Raw genomic sequence first — 20,212 nt, forward strand, 5'->3', positions numbered from 1 at the left:
TTTTTCAATCCATCAATAAATAACAAACATATCATCATCCACTGTGCCATCAAAGTTAAAGAAGAGTTTATAATACCCGACAACCTTATCAGAGTACTCCATATTAAGGGCTGCAACGATATGATTGTAATCAAAATCAGGATAGTTGTTACTAAACTTTATTGATACTGAATCAATCTTAAGCTCAAGACAAGTTGAGTCATAATTAGGAAAAACTTCACCAAACTCAGCTGATTCCTCTACTTTGTAGTGTTCAAAGCTTCTCCAAAATGCTGAATACAATTTCGATTCGACATCATTTGTAAGCATCCACTCTCTCAAAACCCCAACCTCAAACATTGTCCAAGGACTCCTTCGTATATACACTTAAATTATGCCGATCTTGCACAAAAGCGAAAACAATTGCTGTATGCCATCTCTTAATCCTTCCTTGGCCTTGTAAAAGCTTCCCCAATTGGACAATAGGAACAAGTTGGACATACCGCATTTGCCTTATCCCTCTGAATGTTTAATTTGATTAGAGTATCCGCCATGAACAATCTTTCTCTCTCAAAATTAATGTCCATGCATACCCCTAATTCAACAGTCTGATCTAATAACTTACAATAATACTCGTCGTTCATTCACTCACCACATTATTCTCGGGCAATTCTTCTGCGATCGGCTCTCTAACTAAGTGCTTAAATATTACTTTGCAAACGCCATGCTTTTTATAATTTTTAATAGCTTCATTTAGTGACAGCTTGTTTGCCCCAATGCTTATATGAGGCTTTTCGTGCGCTATAAGATCATATTGCCAATAACAAACTTCACAAATATCTGCTAAAACTTCATCATCCCTGCAGATCGTAAAGTAACCGCAGCAAGGGCATTGAACATTTCCTAAGTTTGACCTGACAACCTCGGCATGAACCCGTTCCTGTTTATCCTTCCAATTCATCTGTCCAAAAATGATCCCCATTACCGCTCCTGCTAAACAGTCGTAGTAGTCGAACTCTCTATGAAACAACAAATAGGCAGCTAACATAAAGACTAGATAAAAGAGCTCCCCTTCTACTGCTCTTCTGAAAAGAAACTTGTACTTTATTCGCTTCATCGCTTTAGTATTCAACAGACCGCTTCCCTCCAGGAGCTATCAAATGAAGGACATCCTATATGGGTATATTATACAGAAAGATGACTCACAAAGAGTCATCTTTTTCCCGCTACTATCTATTCAAACACTGTAAACATCCCCGTCATCCCCGGGGAATGATCCTTGAACCCAAACTGCTCGTAAAATGCATCATTGCCATGAGAGGCAAACAGACCGACAAAAGCCAGCCCGTTCTCATGGCGGCGTTCTTTGATATAGTCCAGCAGCTGTTTTACAATAAGCTTTCCTAGGCCATTTTTCTGGTGCTCCGGCGCGATCGCTACGTCCTGGATGTAAAAGTACATAGCCCCATCGCCAACGATCCGTCCCATGCCGACAACCTCGCCTTCATGCTCGACTACCACGCCATACAGCGAGCCAGCAATCGATTGCCCGGACATTTCTATATGAATGCTCCCCCAACCTACAGCTTCCCATAAAGCTTTATGTTCCTGCACCGTGGGAAGACGCTTAATGATTTCGTATTGTTTATTTGCCATAAATAAATGACCACCTTTATCTCATCAATTGGTGGCTGCCACGTACAACCACCTGATTTATGGTTGGATCCCGCGGTTATACTCCATATTATTCATCCCCCTGCATGATTCTAACTGACACTTTACCGTAAATTCAGGTAGAAGGGAATCTATATTCGCAAAAACAACGGAACTAAGATGACTTTTAAGCTCCAAGTTCTCTCTCCCAACGCTTGTCCATCGTCGCTGATTGTTTTCCTTGAACCCATTTATACACCTGATAGGCTCCATGGCTCTGCAAAAGAATCAGTATAGGGATAAAGTCGAGCCGATACCTGGATTGAATTTCTATCAGCAAATGCGCTCCGATATATAGCAGCAAAAGAATTAAATAGAAGAATGCGTCATGCCCTTTATCCGTTCGCCATAAAGCAACCATACTTACAAAGCCAAATGCGCTCATGAGCACATACAATGGCCTCTCCCACTGGTGAAGGCTGGTCTCCAGTTCCCATTTGTCTAATCCCCGCAGGCTCCAATAAGGCGAAGAATCCGACGAACCCCACATATAAACAAGCTTTCTTCCAAATAAGGCGATAAGCTCGCTTTTATTTTGGAGGCGTTCTTTTATGATTACAAGCTCCGCCTGGTGACGCTCCTCGCCAAAAGAATACTGGTTCGTATAGTCAGCATCCTCCTTATTCCAGCTTCCGTTTGTCTGCGCGTTAAGCCCCACCATAAACTTCCAATATTTTTCTCCGCCAAATAACGAATGCTCGGTAACACCAGAGGAAGTCAGCGAAATGCTGGCTAGTAGCTGCACCAAATAATACACGGCTATCAAGGCTCCAAGCTTGCCTGCCGTACTCACCGCTTGTCTTTTGATAGGGCCGCGCCATTGCTGCCATAAGATTAGAAGAACAAATAATACAACACCAGCCAAATAGACGCTTCCAATGGGACGCATGAGATGCCCTAAGCCAATCGCTAATCCGGCAAGCACCCAATAGATAACCCGTTCCCTGCCTTTAAGAAGCAGAAAGCATCCCCCTATAAATAAAAACACCGATATATGCTGGTTCGTCAGCACCGAACACATCAGGATATTCGGAATATAAAAGAGGTACACCAAAGCCGCGATTCTTCCGCAGCTTTCATGAAATACTTTCGAAGCGGAAAGATAAAGGACAATAGCGGTTCCTATGCTAAACAGGACATTCAAGAGCTTAAAAATAATGAAGTGATCGCCAAAAAGCTTAATGACTCCGGCCTCATACATCGTAAACCCAAGCTGATAAGGAAAGCTGATATAGTAAGCTGAATCACTAAAAGCAAAGTCCCCCGAAGCCGCCGCTTGTGCCGCATTATACATAAATAGAAAATCCGATTCCGGCAGCGCCGGATTCCACAGGACCCATATCACTCGGCAAACCAAGCCAAGGAAGAGAAACACCATCAGGAAAGCTTTCCGGCTAAGAGCGGTAATTGCCCAATGAATAACAAGCAGGGTTAATACTGCCGCCGCAATAAATGCAGCGATCATTTTAAATGCCGAATCATAGAAGCTCCATGCATTTGCAAAGGAAGCTGCCAAAACCGTCGCAAAAAACAGTCCGCCTGCTGCAGAGAGAATACGTGTGCGAAAAGTCATACTACTCCTATCCTTTCAAAGTTTATCCAAATATGTTACCATATTTTTCTTTGAAAAGGCATGATTGCATGGAACTAATTTCCTGACGCTTCAACAAAAATAGCCATCCCTAAGGACAGCCGTGTCAATTTCCCGGGTAATTTATCGAATAAACAATTTTTAATCTTCTACTATATACGTTAGCCTATACCCGCTGTAATCCGTCCTCATACGCTATAGCGTACCTGCCTAAAAAAATGACTAAGAAGCGAAGTATAGCCATTCATTCATAGGGAGATGGATACGTGAAAGCCAAGACACAGCTTACGGGGCGAGTTATTTTCAAAGGTGATCCCGGTTACGAGACTGCTCGAAAGAACTGGGATCCTCATACGGACCGGTTTCCGAAAGTATTTGTTTTTGCGAAAAAAACGCGTGATGTAGCAAACGCCATCAAATGGGCACGGGAGCATAAGGTGCCGATCCGCCCGAGAAGCGGCAGGCATGCGCTGGAAACTAACCTGTCTCAGGTTAACGGCGGACTTGTCATCGATACAAGCGAACTGAAGAAGATTACGTTGAATAAAAAAAGCAATACCGCCGTTGTCGAGACCGGTAACCGCGTAGGAAGAATCGTAGATACGCTTGCGCGGCAGGGTTACATGGCGCCATTTGGCGACAGCCCTTCCGTCGGCATCGGAGGCATCACCCCCGGAGGAGGAATTGGTCCGCTGCAACGGACGACCGGGCTTATCAGCGACAATCTGCTAGCTCTGGAAATGGTTGATGCCAAAGGCAGAATCATTCGCGCAAGCAAGAAACGCAACTCCGATCTGCTCTGGGCTTCACGGGGCGGCGGCGGCGGTAACTTTGGCGTATATACGAAATACAAATTTAAAGTGAGACGCGCTCCGGTTCGGGCGACCGTATTCAGTATCACTTGGCCGTGGGAGCAGTTCGAGGAAGTCGTCAAAGCTTGGCAGCGATGGGCGCCTTTCACCAGCACCAAGCTGGGCAGCGAATTATCCATCGGTCCGAAAAAAGGCGGAAATGTCAGTATGCTGGGTGTCTACCTGGGCTGCAAAAAGAAAGCCCTTAAATTCCTGCAGCCTATCTTAAGCGTCGGAACAACGACCAAGAGGGACATCCAGTCTCTTCCTTGGCTGCAAGCAACCAAGTTCCTGCTCGCTCCGGATCCTATCCTTCCACAGAAGTTCAGCAACCAGTTCTCCAGCGGTTTCGGCAGACGTCCATTCCCGGATAAGGCGTTTAAATATATGCGCGAGTTCCTGGAAAAGGCCGAAGGCGGAACTCCGGCCGGCTTCTATTTCCTCAACTGGGGAGGAGCCATAAGAAAAATTGCGCCTAGGGCTACCGCCTTCTATTGGCGCGATCCGCAATATTACGTGGAATGGAACAGCTCATGGGTGAAACCGTCGCATGCGGCTAAAAATATTGCCCTAGCTCGCAACACCAGGAAGAAGCTGCAGCCGTTTATCGTAGGGTCCTATATCAACGTGCCGGACCAAGGCATTAAATGCTCCGGTCCCGTCTATTACGGCAAGAACTTCGCGAGACTGCGCAGAGTAAAAGCCAAATACGACCCGCAAAACGTGTTTAACAACCCTCAAAGCATTCCTCCGGCAAAATGACAAAACGAAAGAGGCAGCGGATCCCGGACTTGAATTACAAGTCTGGGGCCGCTGCCTTCTTGCTCTTTTATGTATCTGTTTCACCCTGATTGTTAAACTGAATTAATTGATCCAATTTTTCGGTTATCACAATAAACTCATCCGACCAACCATTACTTATTGAGATCTCTTGCATGGAGCCTGTTGGAGCGATAAAAAATTGTATGTCTTTCATTACATCAATATCCATAGCTGATAATCGAATAACATAACTATCTATTTCTTCTAAGATTTCTGAAACAGAATGGTAAGAGCTCCAAAATAAATCTGTTAAAGGAGACTCAACTCGTGCCCGTAGCTCCTCTAACAAATAGATAATCTTATTATGATTGTCTGTTATCTTCATCCCTCTATGTTCGTACTCCATATTCCACGCCCCGAACCTTAGAGAAAACCATCGTATCCCGCAGCGAACCGTCGTTGGCGCGTTTTTCGTTGCGCAAAATCCCTTCAAGCGTAAACCCGGACCGCTCGGCTACTCTAGCACTCTTCGCGTTGCGCGAATCACAGCGGATCTCGATCCGGTTAGCCTCTAATTGATGGATAGCGAACTCCGTAATCGCCTCTACCGCTTCCGATATGTAACCCTGCCCAGCGCAAGATGTCCTCACCCAGTAGCCGGTCTCAAAATTCCGTGCCTGCCAATCCATCCGGTGAAGCCCGCTGCTGCCAACTAATTGACCAGTCTCTTTATGAATGAGAAGCAGCCGCAAATCCGTCCGTTCCAGAAATTCGAGCCGGGACTTTCTGATCCCAATCTCAGACTCTTCTATCGTAGGAATTTGGTTCGCCCAAGGCATCCATGGGCGCAGCTCCTCGATGCTTTCCACTACTGCCTCGTTAACGGCCGCACCGTCTCCAAATAAAGGAGCACGAATAAGGAGCCGAGCGCTCTCAAAGCTTTCGGGTATTGTCAGCAGGATTGGATTTATACCGGATTGACTCATCGGCTCATCTCTCCCCTATTTCATAATGTTATTTTCATACAATTATAGTCGCCTGTTGTATGGGCCCGCAACGATTCCTTTTTGCACCACTTGCTCCGGCTTAAGAGGAACAGTATGATGGGAGGATTGACTATCACAACTAGAAGGATCAGGACAACATGAGAATTAGAGATTGGGACCGGAATTTAAAAATCCGGCTATTAGGAGAAACCTGCTTTAACGTTATCTTTTGGGTGTTCTACCCGTATTTGTCGATCTATTTCGCGCAATCCTTCGGCAAAAGCTGGACCGGTATCCTGCTCATCCTGTCGCAGGCTTTATCCGTACTCGTTAACTTATTCGGAGGTTATTTCGCGGACCGGCTTGGGCGGAAAAAGGTTATGGTGTTCGCAGCCAGCGGACAAGCCGTTGGTTACGGCATATTCGCCTTTAGCGCAACTCCTTGGCTGGATGCCCCTGCTATCGGGTTTATCGGCTTCGGTCTCGCCAGCTTATGCGGCACCTTGTATTGGCCTGCCAGCCAGGCCATGGTAGCGGATGTTGTACCGGAGGAGCACCGTTCCGGTGTCTTCGCCGTCTTTTACACGGCGGTTAATATGGCTGTTGTCATCGGCCCGTTGATCGGCGCAACCTTCTTTCTGGATTCGCCTTCCATCATCCTGTTTGCAGCGTGTGCAGTCTGTCTGCTTGTTGCCGTATTGCTTGCCTCTTTTACAAGAGAGACGCTTTCGGCGGACATGCTCAAAGAGAAGCGCAGCGGCAGCGAGCCGTGGCACAAAGCTGTCGCGGCACAACTTCGGGATTATAAGGTTATTGCCTCGGACCGCGTATTCCTGCTGTTCATCATAGCCGGTGTTCTGTTAGCCCAGACCTTTATGCAGCTGGATTTGCTCTTCCCCGTCTTTCTGAAAGAGACGATTGACTCGACTACGATACTCACTTACGGGAATTGGAGCTTCCAATTGTCCGGCGAGAAGCTTTTTGGACTCATCGTATCGGAGAACGGATTGTTTGTCGCCTTGTTTACGGTTGCCGTAACCAAATGGATGCTGCAATTTCGCGACCGCTTTGTATTCATCGGAAGCGCGCTGCTGTACGCGGCCGGAATTGCGATGTTTGGTCAAATGTCCACGTTCTGGGGCTTGACCGCGGCAATTGTTGTATTTACGCTTGCGGAGCTGATGACGGCCGGACCGCACCAGACGTTTGTATCCCGGCTGGCGCCGGAGCATATGCGCGGGCAATATTTCGCGGCTTCCAGCCTGCGGTTTACGATTGGGCGAACGCTGGCTCCGATCTCCATTCCGCTGAGCGAATGGATTGGTTATGACGGAACGTTTGCCCTTCTGACCTTGCTTGCCGTGCTGTCCGCGGTAATCTATTACAGGATGTTTAACCAGTTCGATAAACAAACGGCATAATTACAAGGCGAAAGGCTGAACCCTAGGGTTCAGCCTTTTTAACATGCTAGGTTCTAACCACAAGCTTCCCTTTGAAAAACAGCTCGGAGACTTCAGTCTCATCCAGCTCGCCGTCCAGGATCCGCTTCACGTCCTCCAACGTTTCGTACAGGGACAGCCATTCGCCGGCCTTATTCGTATAAGCCTCCGAGACGTAAAACGGCTGAGCCAGATAAGACTCCAATCTCTCTCCCCGTCTATACAGCTGCGAATCGGAATCCGTTATTTTATCAAGCCCGTGCGTGGTGACAATCAATCGCAGCTCTCTATAACGGCGAAGCAGCTTGCGGGCGCGTTGCTGCAGCGCAAGATGCGCCGCATCCAAGTAATTGCCTTCCGAGATCGTCGAGGTGGAAGTAATAGGATCGATAGCCGGATAAATGCCGCGGCTGATCAAATCCGAATCGAATCGCCATAACGTATCGAGCGGCCCGTAAGCTTCGGCAGCCGAATCGTCCGCAACCGCGTAAGCCATATCGACCAACGCGACCGTGATTGGTCTGGCACCCGCTTCCTTCAAGCTTTCCTTGAGCGAGAAAAGCTCTCCGCTTAATACGGTGCTGCGGTCAACGCCCAGCAAAATATCCTTCTCTTCGCGAAGCTTAACGATCTGTTTGTATAAGTCATCCCTTGTTGCAAGTACATATTCGGATTGATCTTTGACATGGCTAATGCCCGGAGCATCGGTACCCGGATCCCAAAAAATCGTCGTATAACCCCGTTTGTTCATCCGGTGCATAAATTCGGCCAACAACACAAGCTGCCCCATATTGGGTCTGGCCACAAAACCAACCGTTCCGCCCCGCACGACCGGTGCGAGCAAATCCAGCGCTTTAATTCCGGTTTCGATCATCCTCATCCCGCTCCCTCGAATAATGAGTTCATCAAGACTGCAACCTGCCAATGCGGCTAAAGCAACCAAAGTGCGGACCTCCGCGCGGCCGACGGGTATTTTCCCCGTACAGAGATTGGAGACGGTTGCTGCCCGAAGACCGGCTGTCCGTGCCGCGGAGGTAAGATTGGGTACGCGACGGCGCAATAGCGGAACGTTAAGCTGTAGCTCTTCCTCCATTTTTTAGCACCTCCTTACTTTATATAGTAATAATAATTACTCTAAAGCGCAACGACTAATTGTAAATAAATGTGAACGAAAATGGAATATCCCAATCTGTCGGCTTCCTATTTTTAACAAGAAATTTGACCTATTATATGCTACGATAAGGTTTGAATAAGTAGATTAACTCTAGTATTGGAGGCGCTTTCAGAAGATGAGTCAAAAACAAGTAGCTGAAGGATATTTTGGAGAATTTGGCGGCAGCTTTGTCCCGCCTGAGCTGAAGGAAGTATTGGACTACTTAAGCGCGCAATTCAACAAGTTCAAGGATGATCCGGAATTTAAGGAAGAATTGGATTATTATCTGAAGGAATACGTCGGCCGCGAAAATCCGCTGACTTACGCCGAGCAGCTGACGAACGCCTGGGGCGGCGCGAAAATCTATCTGAAGCGCGAGGACTTGAACCATACCGGCGCTCACAAAATCAATAACGTGGTTGGCCAGATTCTGCTCGCCAAACGGATGGGCGCCAAACGCGTCATAGCCGAGACCGGCGCCGGCCAGCACGGCGTTGCAACGGCAACCGCCTGCGCGATGTTTAATATGGACTGCGTCATCTATATGGGCGCAGAGGATACGCGCCGTCAGGCGCTGAACGTATTCCGGATGGAGCTGCTTGGCGCTACCGTTGTGCCGGTAGACAAAGGTCAAGGCCGCCTGAAGGATGCTGTTGACGAAGCGCAGAACGATCTGGTTGCCAACTATAAAAACACGTTCTACCTCCTGGGTTCGGCCGTAGGCCCGCATCCGTTCCCAACGATGGTCAAGCACTTCCAATCGATCATCAGCGAAGAATCGAAGCGTCAGATTCTGGCCAAGGAAGGCCGTCTTCCGGATGCCGTTATCGCCTGCGCTGGCGGTGGCAGCAATGCGATTGGCGCCTTCGCCCACTACATTGACGAGCCATCCGTACGCCTAATCGGCGTTGAACCGGATCAAGCGCCAACCTTGACCGAAGGCGTGCCTAGCATCATCCATGGCTTCAAATGCCTCGTGCTGCTCGATGAGGAAGGCAATCCTAGAAAAACGTACTCCATCGCCGCAGGTCTCGATTATCCGGGTATCGGACCGGAGCACAGCCATCTGAAAGTCAGCGGCCGAGCGGAATACGTTACGGTAAGCAACGAAGAAGTTCTGGCAGCGTTCCAGGAGCTGTCTCGTACGGAGGGCATTATCCCTGCGCTTGAAAGCGCGCATGCGGTTGCCCACGCGAAAAAGCTCGCTCCAACGATGAGCAAGGACGAAATCATCATTATCAATCTGTCCGGCCGTGGCGATAAAGACGTGGAGCAAGTCTTCCACATGCTTCATAAATAACGTTTGACTGCAGCTTCTGCCCCTTGGGCGGGGCTGCCTTTTTTTTGACTGCCCGGAAGCGTATACTTGGATTAGGCTTTTATAGCCTGAAGCGGTTATGGAGCATAAGCTTACGGAGTAAGAATCATCACGAGCAGTCTAATCCTGGTTGTTCGTGTGACAATTCTTTTTGGGAGGTACATAAACAATGAGTTATGAATCGTATTTTTCGGAACGTAGAGAGCAGCAGCTGGAGGAGCTTAAAGAGTTTTTGAGAATTCCAAGCATTTCGGCGCTGTCTGAGCATAAGCAGGACATGGTTAAAGCGGCCGAATGGGTGGCAGGCAAGCTTGAGGCAGCTGGCCTTGAGAACGTAAAGATTCATCAGACGGCCGGACATCCGATCGTATATGCCGATCATCTTCATGCGCCGGGCAAACCAACGGTCCTTGTCTACGGCCATTATGACGTGCAGCCGGTTGATCCGCTTCATTTGTGGGAGACGCCTCCGTTTGAACCAACCGAACGTGACGGCAAGCTGTATGCGCGCGGGGCAACGGACGATAAAGGGCAGGTATTCTTGCATATCAAAGCTGTTGAGGCCTTGCTGAAACAAGAGCAGCAGCTCCCGGTTAACGTGAAGTTCTGCATCGAAGGCGAAGAAGAGATTTCAAGCCCTAGCCTGCTGACTTTCTTGAACGAGAAGCAAGAGCTGCTCGCAACCGATGCCGTGCTGATCTCGGATACTTCCCTTATTGAAAAAGGCAAACCTGCCATCTCGACGGGTCTGCGCGGACTTTGCTCGCTCGAGCTGACCATTAACGCGTCGAACACGGACCTGCACTCGGGTACATACGGCGGCGGCGTTCCGAATGCGCTCCATGCGATGGTTGAATTGCTGGCATCTCTGCATGACAAGCAAGGCCGCATTACGGTGGAAGGCTTCTACGAAGGCGTTCCCGAGCTGACGGCAGCCATGCACGAAGAGTTCGAGAAACAGAAATTCAACGAAGAGCAGCTGAAGAAAACGCTTGGACTCGGCAGCTTGTACGGAGAAGAAGGCTATACGTTTGTCGAGCGCACCGGCGCCCGTCCAACGCTCGAACTGAACGGCGTATGGGGCGGCTTCCAAGGCGAAGGCACCAAGACCGTTATTCCGAAGGAGGCGCATGCGAAAATCACCTGCCGCCTGGTTGGCCAGCAGGACCCGCAGCGCATTCTGGATGCGATCATCGCGCATCTTCATGCGAACGTGCAGCAAGGCGTGAAGTTAACCGTGAAGCCAGGCGAAAAAGCGCGCGCCTTCGATATGGATCCGTCGATCCCGCTTCTGCAAACGGCTGCGGACGCATACGAAGCCGTATACGGCACACGCGCGTTGTTCACCAAGGACGGCGGTTCGATCCCAATCGTCGAGACCTTCTCCCGCCAGCTGTCGGCGCCCGTTATCATGATGGGCTTTGGCCTGCCGGACGAGAATCTCCATGCTCCTAACGAGCACTTCAATCTCGAGAACTTCGACAAAGGCTTGCTGACCATCGTGGAGTTTTTGAAAAGAGTATAACTAGACATAGGGGGAAAGCTCCAGCTTACCATCCCCGCAATTCTGTTGAGTCTCAAGCCGTTTGAGGTCAGGCCGAAAGAAGTCGTAAAAAAGCCGGGTGGGTATATGCCCCTTCCGGCATCGGCATAACGGGAAGACTAATTGCTACCTTGCACGAAGTGCAGCATATTCCGCGCAAATGAGCAATTACGAAACTCTATGTTGCACGAAGTGCAGGATTTTTCGCTAAATTGAGCTTTCATAGATCGTTTTGCCTCCTTATCCTGCATAATGTGCAGGATAAGGTTGGCTATTAAGCTAAATAGCATTTTTATGCTGTAAATAGTGCAATGTAATTAGCAATATACAAAAAAGCAGCCCGCATGGGCTGCTTTTTGTATCTATTAAAACGCCGGAAGCGCGATATCGCTGTAATTTTCTTCGAGGAATTTCTTTACCTCCGGGCCGGTCATCCGCTCTGCCAGCTTTTGAATCGCCGGGGAGTTTACGTTGTCCTCGCGTGCGACCAAAGTAATCACGAAGTCTGATTCGCTGCCTTCTTTGATCAAAGCGTCCTTCTTAGGCGTCAGACCAAGCGGCTTCGCGTAAGCCGGCGTCATGAGCACCATGTCTACGTCATCGATGACGCGGGCCAGCATAAGCAGATCCACTTCTTTGAATTTATACTTATGCGGATTGTCTACAATATCCGCCTGCGTGGCTTTAATCCCAACTCCTTCTTTCAGCTTAAGCAGGCCGTTGTTCTCCATCATGACAAGCGAGCGTCCGATATTGGACGGATCGTTGGCAATCGCGATGGTTGCGCCATCCGGCAGATCCTCGATTTTTTTATACTTTTTCGAGTAGCCGCCGTATACCGCATTGTAGATCGCTTTAACCGGTACCAGGTTAGCCTTGTTGGTTGCGTTGAAGTCGTTCATGTACGGAACGTGCTGGAAGAAGTTCGCGTCAACCTCTTTATGCTGAAGAGCCGTGTTCGGCTGCACGTTATCCGACAGCGTTACAATCTCCAGATTAATGCCGTCCTGCTTCAAGAGCGGCTTCACCAGCTCCAGAATCTCGCTCATCGGCGGGATGAGAACCGCTACCTTCAGGTTCACTTCCTGTCCGGCTTTTCCTTCGTTTGTTGCCTGATTGTCTTGCTTGTCTGGCTTATTATTTTGACCGCATCCCGCGACAATCGCCACAAGGAGTGCGAGCATGACGAGCCCGATTAATTTACTTCTCACTTTCCATTCCTCCCGTTTATATCCGGCTGGCTTTATTATCTCTCTCTGCCCTATTTGGCAGTCAGCCGCCTGTAAGACCCAAGTCTAAGCGAGTCCTATTCATAAATCAATCTAGAGATTCGCTCGCACTGTTCGCAATTCGGAATATGAAATATAATATAGAAAATAGAGATACGAACGGCTTGGAATGGAGGAACCTACTATGTCATTTACTGCACAAGAACTCGAATTAATAAATCGCCAGCTCCCTGTTTGGGTAGAGGCGAGTAAAGTCCGTTCCGCCTATGGCAAGACAGCCTCCTATATTCCGGAGCTGGCCAAAGCTCCGCAGCATGCGCTTGGCATCCATATGATCGATACAAGCGGGCAAGCTGTTTCGGCCGGCGATTGCGGCCTGGCTTTTACGATGCAAAGCATCTCTAAGGTGTTTACGCTTATTCTCGCCCTGATGGATAACGGGGAAGAAGCCGTCTTTCAAAAGGTCGGCATGGAGCCGACCGGAGACAACTTCAATTCCATGCTGAAGCTGGAGCTTGTCCGTCCCGGCATCCCTTTCAATCCACTGATCAACGCCGGCGCTATCGCCATTTCTTCTTTGATTCACGGCCGGAATTCGGCTGAGAAGTCCTCACGCATTCTCTCCTTCTTCCAGTCGCTTGCAAGCAACGATACGTTAACGTACGACATGGACGTATACAAATCAGAATCGGATACCGCCAATTTGAACCGTTCAATGGCTTATCTGCTGAAGGACAACGGCGTTCTGGAAGGACAAGTCGAGGATGTGCTGGACGTCTATTTCCGTCACTGCTCGATTCAGGTTACCTGCAGCGACTTGGCCCGAATGGCCCTGGTCCTCGCAAACAACGGCACCGATCCGGTAACAGGCGTCTCCCTTATCCCCCGCCGGTATGTGCAGATCGCGAAGACCTTTATGATTACCTGCGGAATGTACAACGCATCCGGCGAATTCGCCATCCAGGTAGGGCTTCCCGCAAAAAGCGGCGTGTCCGGCGGAATCCTGACGATGGTGCCGGGAAGGCTTGGCATCGGGGTAATTGGTCCGGCTCTTAACTCCAAAGGTAACAGCATCGCCGGCGTCCATCTTCTTGAGACCCTTTCGCGCGAACTGGATTGGAGTTTGTTCTAAAGTTATGAGAGAAGTTTCGAGCCCAATAATACCCTGTGAGGGTCTTATTGGGCTGTTTAAGGCTGTTACTTTAATTGATAAGACCCTGATGGGGTCTTATACTCAACCACAATGCGTATTTTCACCGGTTATTCTGCGTTTCGCAAACGAATAAGACCCTGCGGGGGTCTTATGTAGCTGGCCGCTGCCCTATTTTTATTAGATAAGACCCTGACAGGGTCTTATTTTGGCTACAACGCATGTACACTTTTTATACCTATACCCCACCCACATAGTGTCCTTAACTTAAAGTCCCTAAGGACCTTAAGCGAAAAATAAAAGGGATGTACGTAGCCCCGAGTCCCAGACTCGGCAGGCTACGCGCATCCCACCCTACTTAAAGCTCCCGCATAAATTCGTCAATATCTTTATCCGCTTTGGACTGATTACACTCATTGCAGGCGCATACGCAATTATCCGGCGTGGTATGGCCGCCCTTTGCGCGCGGCAGCATATGGTCGATGGTATCGCCGTATTGCCCGCAGAAATGGCAGGTGTAATTGTCTCTAGTTAGGATATAGCTCCGGAAATCCTTGTTGCTGAACAATCGGCGGATCGTGGTCCGGTTCACGATAACGGCTGCCCGCTCCTTCACGAGCGTAACCGCAAGCTCCAGTTCAATCTCCTGGTGCCATCGCCGTCCTTTATCGGTCTTTCCGCGCATCCAGACCGTTCCTTTGCGCGTCGTCCGCAACAGACTGGCATCCGTCGGCGAATAATTCGCCGGCAGCGGACGGGGACGGTATTTCCCGCCGGCTCCGGCAGTCCGCGCCTGAGCTTTGGACGGTCTAGGCCGCTTTGGTGCCACGGCAGGAGCAGCTGCCGCAGCTGGCTTTGAAGCAACAGCCGGCCCAACGGCATTCTCAGCTGGGCTTACCGGTACGGCTGCAGCCGCAACCGCCTCGGGCATCGCAGCCAATGGCGCTGCCGGCTGAACCGCCGCCTCTTGATTAGCGGCAGACACCGTAATCGGCGCGGTAATCCGGCTTCTTGTTTTCCGGCAGCTGCGGCAGGAACCGCGCCGCGAAGCCGGTCCCGAACGTCTGCCCGTACGGCGGAGAAAATCCGTCACCGGCTTTTGCTCCAGGCAATGCACGCATTGCTTATATTGAGTCGTTTGCAAGTTATCGGTCATCGGTAGTGCCGGGTGTTCGAGCACCCGCCTTTCACCCCATTACCCTTTATAATTACAGCTTCATCCGATAGATCGGTTTATTCTCCAGTCCGCGGACAACAGGCGTCCATGGCTCGCTTTCCGGAGTTGTCTGGAGGGCATCCTCGACCATTTGAAGCTTGGCGTCCATCGCATCGATATGATGCAGCGCCACGGCTTCCGCCGTTTGCGGCTGAACGGGACTCCCCCACTCTCCCAGATTATGATGAGACAGCACCATATGCTGCAATCCCAGCACTTTTTCCGAATCCAAATTAATATTGCAGCGGATGGCCGCTTCCGTAATCCAAGTGGACGCCAGCGAAATATGTCCCATCAGCTTACCCGAAAGGCTGTAGTCGGATACGATGCCAAGCTGCGCGATCATCTCCTCGGGCTTGGCGATATCATGAAGAATTATGCCGGCTTTAAGCAGATCCGCGTTCAGGAACGGCCGCTGCTTGCATAGAAATTCCCCGATCTCCAGCATTCTGGCCATATGGTAAGCAAGTCCGGCAAAATACGCATGATGATGCGTCTTGGCTGCCGGGTAATGCGTCAGCTTTTCCTCCACCTTCGACACGCAATAAGCGACAATCGCCTTAATCTCCGTATCTTGAATACTGTCCTTCGCTTTATAAATCGTATCGATAAGTTCATTGGAAGCAACCGGCGCCGAACGGATAAAGTCTGTCAGCGTAATGCCGTCTGCCTCTACCGCGGGACGCATGCGCGAAATCTTGATCTGAAGCTTCTCGCGGTACAAATGGACAATCCCCTGAACCTTAACGAGTCCCATCGTGAAAAAGGTTTCTTTGTCCTGCGAAGAGACATCCCAAAACTTAGCCCCCAGCTGCCCCGTACTATCGGCTAGTACAATATCGAAATAATCCTTTGGTGTTGTTGCATTGGTCTGTTTGACTTCCAGCTCTTTAAGCAAATAGAAGCCGGTAAAATCATCCTGATTGCGAAGATCTTTAATTTGCGTCATTCGTGTTCCTCTCTCCAGCTGCCCATAACACTTGCGCAAAGATGCCGTCGTTATGGGACACATGATGCTCCTATTATACTATGAAATGACGCGCTGCGGCGCGATAAAAGAAAGAGGCTGTCCGCCCGACATTTTGTCGGATGGACAGCCTCTGCCTTTTTTCCTCTTACGCTGTTGCCGGCGCCGAAGCCGCCGGTTCTTCGGGAGCCCCGGCTTCGCCGTTATCCTTATGCGTCTCTACAAATTCATGAGCCGCAAAAAGAATAGCAGCCGCTTCCGCGCGGTTTACGACTTGCTGCGGATGGAAATTGCCGTCCGCGTCAAGCGCAACGATCTTGTACAGCAGCGCGCGCTGAATCGTTCCTTGATAATCTACCGTTATATCCTTCTCATCCTGAATGTTGATGTACATCTTGATCAGCGGGTATTGGCCGGTTTTCTCAAGGGCCTGAACCAAATAATGAGCGAACTGCTCTCTCGTGAGCGGCTTATTCGGGTCGATGTCAGCCGGCAGATCCAGTCCGTTATAGTGCGCGATGACAAAGCTCTCCGCGTACCAGGCATCATTTTTCACATTGGTGAAAAAGCCGTCCGCGGTAGGAGCTTGATTGAAATCAATGGCGGCCAGGCTTAACTGCATCGTGCGGACGATCAGCTCAATCCCTTGCGCTCCCGTCAGGTTCTCTTCTGGATGGAACTCCGAGGAAGATACCCCTTTCACAATGCCAAGCTCCTGGAGAGCTTCAATTTGCGCGCGGCTGCCAGTATTGGCGATGTCCGTAAAGCTGGAATGATCGGCGGCAAGCGCCTGGCCGGATAACGCTCCGAACAAGACAGCGGCGGAAATGGCCGCGGCAGTGATGCGTTTTTTCATAATCGTATGTCCTCCTTCATCCTCTAAGCTGTGATATTGAACAGCTGTTCAAAGTTATGGACGAAGGTGCCTCGCGAAAGGTTGCTAAAAGCTGATTTCCCGCTTGTTCTTTTTGACGGCCGTCATCCTCATATACAAATAAAGCAAGGTGAACCCGACCAGTCCGATTAACGCCATTCCCGTTCCCGTCCAATAGATTGACTTTGGCCCGACTTGCTGGAACAGATACCCGCCGAGAAATCCGGATGCGATTCCCGACAAGCCGCCCCATGTCAACGCATAGACCGCCTGCCCCGATGCCCGCAGCTCGCTGGGCACAAGAAGTGCCGTCAGCTGCGTACCGATATAGTAGAAAGCTCCAAATGTCAGACAGTGCAGTGCCTGGATGAAAATAATCTGCTCCGCGTTGCCCGCTCCCGCCATGAGGAACCAGCGAAGCGCATACAGCAGGCTGACGAGAATCAGGCAGCTGACCATCGTCCGGGCATGCTTGGACAAGTACCGGTCAAAGAGCAGGAATACCGGAATTTCGAAGACGGAGGACAGAAAGGCTGACCAGCCCACAAGATCCGTATGCCCGCCAAGCTCCGTCATGTACAATCCGATAAACGTTGTGTTCATCGAGTTCGGAATCGAGATCAGAAGCCCGATGACGAGAAACACGAGAAACACCCTGTTGCCGAGCATCTGCCGGTAATTTACGCCCTGAGCCGTCTTTGGGGAGGATCCTCTTGGCAGGGTAAAAGCGAATCCGATCGCGATCAGCATCATAATCGTATACACCAGCCATAGCCGGCTGATGCCAATCTGTCCGAGTATCGGCCCCGTAACCAGAGCAAGTATCGCCCATCCGCACGATCCCCATAACCGGAACGCACCGAACTTGTGGCGCGTCCCTTCGATGCTGTTCAGGATCAGGCTGTTGCTCTGCGAGAACAACGGCATCTGGAAAAAGAAAAAGAGCAGCATGCAGCCAAATATAAACGCGTAGGAATCGCTTAAAAAAACGAGCTGCATCGCGACAAGATTACCGACCAGCATCAGTATAAGGATCAGCCGGATATTGCGAGTCCGGTCGCTCAAATAACCCCATAACGGGTTGGCAATGAGCGACACGATAGGGCCGCCTGCCATAAGAGCCCCGATCTTCAGCGGATTAATTCCGATCGACTGCAAGTAAAGGGCAAAAAACGTGCTGTAGACCGCTATCGTTCCGTAACTGAAAAAATTGAACGCCTTAATAAAGTGAAAGCTTCTTCTTTCTATTTTTCCTTCTATCTCACTCATGTTGTCCATCACCGCTTTCTTTGCAGCCTAGACGGGAATAGCCGTTGAGCTTGACCGGGCGATGACTTCCTCCGCCGTCACTTCGCGGCCGAGCTCCTCCGATAAATAAATCCCTTCGCTGATCAGCATCGTACGCAGCGCAATTTCGGCTGTCGGCAGCAGCGGAACCCTTCCCTGCAGTGCCGCAATCCAGTGATGCTGCGAGGAGTCGTAAGCGTCTTCATTCCCGCGAAGCCGGTGCCAGCGCAAATCCATCATGTCCAGGTCAATCGTGCTGTCCATATCGATATCGCAAACCGTGCTATGGTAGCTGAATGGCTGGGAGGATTCGCCAGGCAGTCCGTTAGGCAATCTGACGCCTCCTTCAGAGCCAAGAATGCTGCTTCCCTCAAAGCTTCCCATATGAACCGACCAAGCTTCGATCAGGTCAAGCGTTAAACCGCCCTTGAACCGGATAAAACCGGTGGCCAGCTCCTCCACGTTAAACCCGCTGCTATTCTTGCGTTCCTCCAGCATCGCCATCTCCTGATACACCTTGCCCGAGATGCGTTCTACTTCCGGATTGCCAAGCAAATAGAGCAGCTGTGCCACATGGTATACGCCCATATCGAGCAGAGCGCCTCCGGCAGCCGTTTCTTTGCGGGTGAAAAAGGGCGTTCCGTACCCGTCTACATACGGACGGTTTCTTCGGCGGAAGCCGGTGGACCGCGCGTGGTACAACCTGCCAAGCTTGCCGCCGTCAATCAGCGTTTTGGCCGCTTTCGTATCCTTGCCGTACAGCGTAAACAGCTGAATATGCAGCAGCTTGCCCGTTTCCTCCGCCGCCTCCAGCATTCTTCTGCCGTCCTCGTAAGTACCCGCGATCGGCTTCTCGCAATACACATGCTTGCCGGCCTCGAGCGCGGCAATCGTGACGGGAGCATGGAAGTTATTGTGCAGGCAGACATCAACCGCAACGATATCCTCGCGCCCAATCAGCTCGCGATAATCCGAGTATACATGCGGGATCCCGTATTGCTCGGCTACCCTTCTGGCCTCCGCCTCGTTTACGTCGCATACCGCGATAATCTGGGCGCCGGCGATCTGTCGGTACTTTTCGATATGCTGCTTGCCGATCTGGCCAACGCCGATAATCCCGATTTTAACCGTCTCCATTACCCTTCACTCCTTAAGTCAGCTTCGTCCGCAAGCAGCTTTTTCACCATGCCGAGCAGCCTCTCCGTCTCCAGATACTGCCGCTTCGCCGCGTTGTATTCAATTCCCCAATATCCCTTGTAACCCGCATCCTTCAACGTTGCGATCGTATTCAAAGCATCGCCGGATACGGCGGTTTTTTCATCGAAATGGGTATGGTAGGCCCACGGCGCAACCAGCCTGTCGCCCTCTTCAGGGTCGGCTTTCCACCGTCCGAGATGGACCAGGAAGCCAAAGGCCGGGTGGTCGACCGCTTCGGCGATCCGTCTCATTTCGCGCGGCAGCAGCGATGCGCCCATATGGTTCTCGGGGCCGATCAGGAAACCGTTATCCGACGCAAATTGCGCAAACTCCCTGTATATCCGGACCGTATAATCGAATTGCTCCTCCGTCATCGTCTCCACGTCATGATAGCTGCCGCCAGTATCTATCCGGACGGTCTTCGCGCCGAGAATGACCGATGCGCGCAAATGCACAATCGCGTTATCATAAAGCCGTTGTCGCACCTCAGGATCCGGATCCCACAGATGAGCGCCGTCGACGGCGAAGTTGACCACCGACATTTCCTTTTCGTCCAAAGCCTCGCGGATTTTGCGGATATAGCTTTCCTCTGCAAGCTGATAGATCGGCCCCGTGCTGCGGTCTATAAAGAAGCCGTTCCACAGATCGGCGACATCCAGCTTGTAACGGTATTTGACCGTTTCCAAATAGCCGAATACATCCATTTTCCCTTCCAGGTACGTGTTGTTAAACGAATAGCCTCCAATTGATACGTTCACGATTCCTCACTCCCGCTGATCAATATGTCCATCCCCTTCCATTATAGGGCTTGAACAGCGCGAAAAAGGGATATTTTTGGCGGCTTGCGGGGTAAATTTCTATTCGCCTTGCAACGCAAGAAGAAGGATCGTTCTCGAAAATGAATGCCTTTTATAAGAAAACAGCAGCTTTCTGCGGCGCTCACGTGTTGGATATTGC

General features: G+C 50.5%; 19 protein-coding genes. 5 read left to right on the forward strand and 14 right to left on the reverse strand.

Annotation, left to right across the window (positions count from 1 at the left end; genetic code table 11):
- Window positions 1–12: 12 nt before the first annotated feature.
- The 4 genes from ACR9FF_RS23045 to ACR9FF_RS23060 all read right to left on the reverse strand — a co-directional run bounded on the left by ACR9FF_RS23045 (window position 13) and on the right by ACR9FF_RS23060 (window position 3,265).
- Entirely contained in the window at window positions 13–339 is a 327-nt protein-coding gene (locus ACR9FF_RS23045; protein ID WP_435165219.1) for a hypothetical protein, read from the reverse strand.
- Between the two features lie 280 nt (window positions 340–619).
- Entirely contained in the window at window positions 620–1,111 is a 492-nt protein-coding gene (locus ACR9FF_RS23050) for a CPCC family cysteine-rich protein (RefSeq protein ID WP_435165222.1), read from the reverse strand.
- A gap of 101 nt (window positions 1,112–1,212) precedes the next feature.
- Window positions 1,213–1,635, reverse strand: a complete 423-nt coding sequence (locus ACR9FF_RS23055) for a GNAT family N-acetyltransferase (protein ID WP_435165225.1) — start codon at window positions 1,633–1,635, stop codon at window positions 1,213–1,215.
- Between the two features lie 184 nt (window positions 1,636–1,819).
- Complete coding sequence (locus tag ACR9FF_RS23060) at window positions 1,820–3,265, reverse strand: glycosyltransferase family 39 protein (RefSeq protein WP_435165228.1); 1,446 nt, start codon at window positions 3,263–3,265, stop codon at window positions 1,820–1,822.
- Window positions 3,266–3,549: 284 nt separating this feature from the next.
- Here ACR9FF_RS23060 and ACR9FF_RS23065 point away from each other — a divergent pair, with 284 nt between their 5' ends.
- Window positions 3,550–4,896 (forward strand): FAD-binding oxidoreductase, encoded by a 1,347-nt coding sequence (locus ACR9FF_RS23065; protein WP_127492979.1) that lies wholly within the window; start codon window positions 3,550–3,552, stop codon window positions 4,894–4,896.
- Window positions 4,897–4,963: 67 nt separating this feature from the next.
- On the opposite strand, the gene ACR9FF_RS23070 is transcribed toward ACR9FF_RS23065, so the two are convergent.
- Window positions 4,964–5,302 carry a hypothetical protein gene (locus tag ACR9FF_RS23070; protein ID WP_317980809.1) on the reverse strand — a complete coding sequence of 113 codons (339 nt, stop codon included), beginning with the start codon at window positions 5,300–5,302 and terminating at the stop codon, window positions 4,964–4,966.
- Complete coding sequence (locus ACR9FF_RS23075; RefSeq protein WP_435165232.1) at window positions 5,286–5,882, reverse strand: GNAT family N-acetyltransferase; 597 nt, start codon at window positions 5,880–5,882, stop codon at window positions 5,286–5,288. The genes ACR9FF_RS23070 and ACR9FF_RS23075 overlap by 17 nt, the downstream gene beginning before the upstream one ends.
- A 158-nt stretch (window positions 5,883–6,040) precedes the next feature.
- On the opposite strand from ACR9FF_RS23075, the gene ACR9FF_RS23080 reads away from it, so the two are divergent.
- The gene (locus ACR9FF_RS23080) at window positions 6,041–7,303 is read left to right on the forward strand and encodes an MDR family MFS transporter (protein ID WP_435165235.1); all 1,263 of its coding nucleotides are present in this window, start codon (window positions 6,041–6,043) and stop codon (window positions 7,301–7,303) included.
- Window positions 7,304–7,349: 46 nt separating this feature from the next.
- Here ACR9FF_RS23080 and ACR9FF_RS23085 read toward each other — a convergent pair whose 3' ends face one another.
- A complete protein-coding gene (locus ACR9FF_RS23085; RefSeq protein ID WP_435165238.1) occupies window positions 7,350–8,414 on the reverse strand; it encodes an ATP synthase beta subunit C-terminal domain-containing protein in 1,065 nt (354 codons plus the stop codon).
- Between the two features lie 196 nt (window positions 8,415–8,610).
- Between ACR9FF_RS23085 and trpB the strand changes: the two genes are divergently transcribed.
- Both trpB and ACR9FF_RS23095 read left to right on the forward strand, forming a co-directional pair.
- A complete protein-coding gene (trpB, locus tag ACR9FF_RS23090) occupies window positions 8,611–9,774 on the forward strand; it encodes a tryptophan synthase subunit beta (RefSeq protein WP_435165241.1) in 1,164 nt (387 codons plus the stop codon).
- Between the two features lie 187 nt (window positions 9,775–9,961).
- Complete coding sequence (locus tag ACR9FF_RS23095) at window positions 9,962–11,317, forward strand: dipeptidase (protein ID WP_435165244.1); 1,356 nt, start codon at window positions 9,962–9,964, stop codon at window positions 11,315–11,317.
- Between the two features lie 383 nt (window positions 11,318–11,700).
- Here the strand turns inward: ACR9FF_RS23095 and ACR9FF_RS23100 are convergent, their stop codons facing one another.
- Window positions 11,701–12,519 (reverse strand): MetQ/NlpA family ABC transporter substrate-binding protein, encoded by an 819-nt coding sequence (locus tag ACR9FF_RS23100; RefSeq protein WP_435172192.1) that lies wholly within the window; start codon window positions 12,517–12,519, stop codon window positions 11,701–11,703.
- Between the two features lie 229 nt (window positions 12,520–12,748).
- Between ACR9FF_RS23100 and glsA the strand changes: the two genes are divergently transcribed.
- A complete protein-coding gene (gene glsA, locus ACR9FF_RS23105; RefSeq protein ID WP_435165247.1) occupies window positions 12,749–13,696 on the forward strand; it encodes a glutaminase A in 948 nt (315 codons plus the stop codon).
- A 376-nt stretch (window positions 13,697–14,072) separates the two neighbouring features.
- Here glsA and ACR9FF_RS23110 read toward each other — a convergent pair whose 3' ends face one another.
- The 6 genes from ACR9FF_RS23110 to ACR9FF_RS23135 form a co-directional block, all read right to left on the reverse strand.
- On the reverse strand, window positions 14,073–14,870 hold the full coding sequence (locus ACR9FF_RS23110) for an HNH endonuclease (protein WP_435172194.1): 798 nt from the start codon (window positions 14,868–14,870) through the stop codon (window positions 14,073–14,075).
- 52 nt (window positions 14,871–14,922) lie between these two features.
- Window positions 14,923–15,879 carry a 3'-5' exoribonuclease YhaM family protein gene (locus ACR9FF_RS23115; RefSeq protein ID WP_201008663.1) on the reverse strand — a complete coding sequence of 319 codons (957 nt, stop codon included), beginning with the start codon at window positions 15,877–15,879 and terminating at the stop codon, window positions 14,923–14,925.
- A 166-nt stretch (window positions 15,880–16,045) separates the two neighbouring features.
- Window positions 16,046–16,753 carry an S-layer homology domain-containing protein gene (locus ACR9FF_RS23120; protein WP_127492995.1) on the reverse strand — a complete coding sequence of 236 codons (708 nt, stop codon included), beginning with the start codon at window positions 16,751–16,753 and terminating at the stop codon, window positions 16,046–16,048.
- A gap of 84 nt (window positions 16,754–16,837) precedes the next feature.
- Window positions 16,838–18,040 carry an MFS transporter gene (locus tag ACR9FF_RS23125; protein WP_244935540.1) on the reverse strand — a complete coding sequence of 401 codons (1,203 nt, stop codon included), beginning with the start codon at window positions 18,038–18,040 and terminating at the stop codon, window positions 16,838–16,840.
- A gap of 27 nt (window positions 18,041–18,067) precedes the next feature.
- Window positions 18,068–19,195 (reverse strand): Gfo/Idh/MocA family protein, encoded by a 1,128-nt coding sequence (locus ACR9FF_RS23130; RefSeq protein ID WP_435165252.1) that lies wholly within the window; start codon window positions 19,193–19,195, stop codon window positions 18,068–18,070.
- Window positions 19,195–20,013 (reverse strand): sugar phosphate isomerase/epimerase family protein, encoded by an 819-nt coding sequence (locus tag ACR9FF_RS23135; RefSeq protein WP_201008666.1) that lies wholly within the window; start codon window positions 20,011–20,013, stop codon window positions 19,195–19,197. Before ACR9FF_RS23135 ends, ACR9FF_RS23130 begins: the two co-directional genes overlap by 1 nt.
- Window positions 20,014–20,212: the final 199 nt, after the last annotated feature.

The organism is Paenibacillus glycanilyticus (assembly GCF_051200795.1).
In the GTDB taxonomy this organism is placed as follows: domain Bacteria; phylum Bacillota; class Bacilli; order Paenibacillales; family Paenibacillaceae; genus Pristimantibacillus; species Pristimantibacillus glycanilyticus.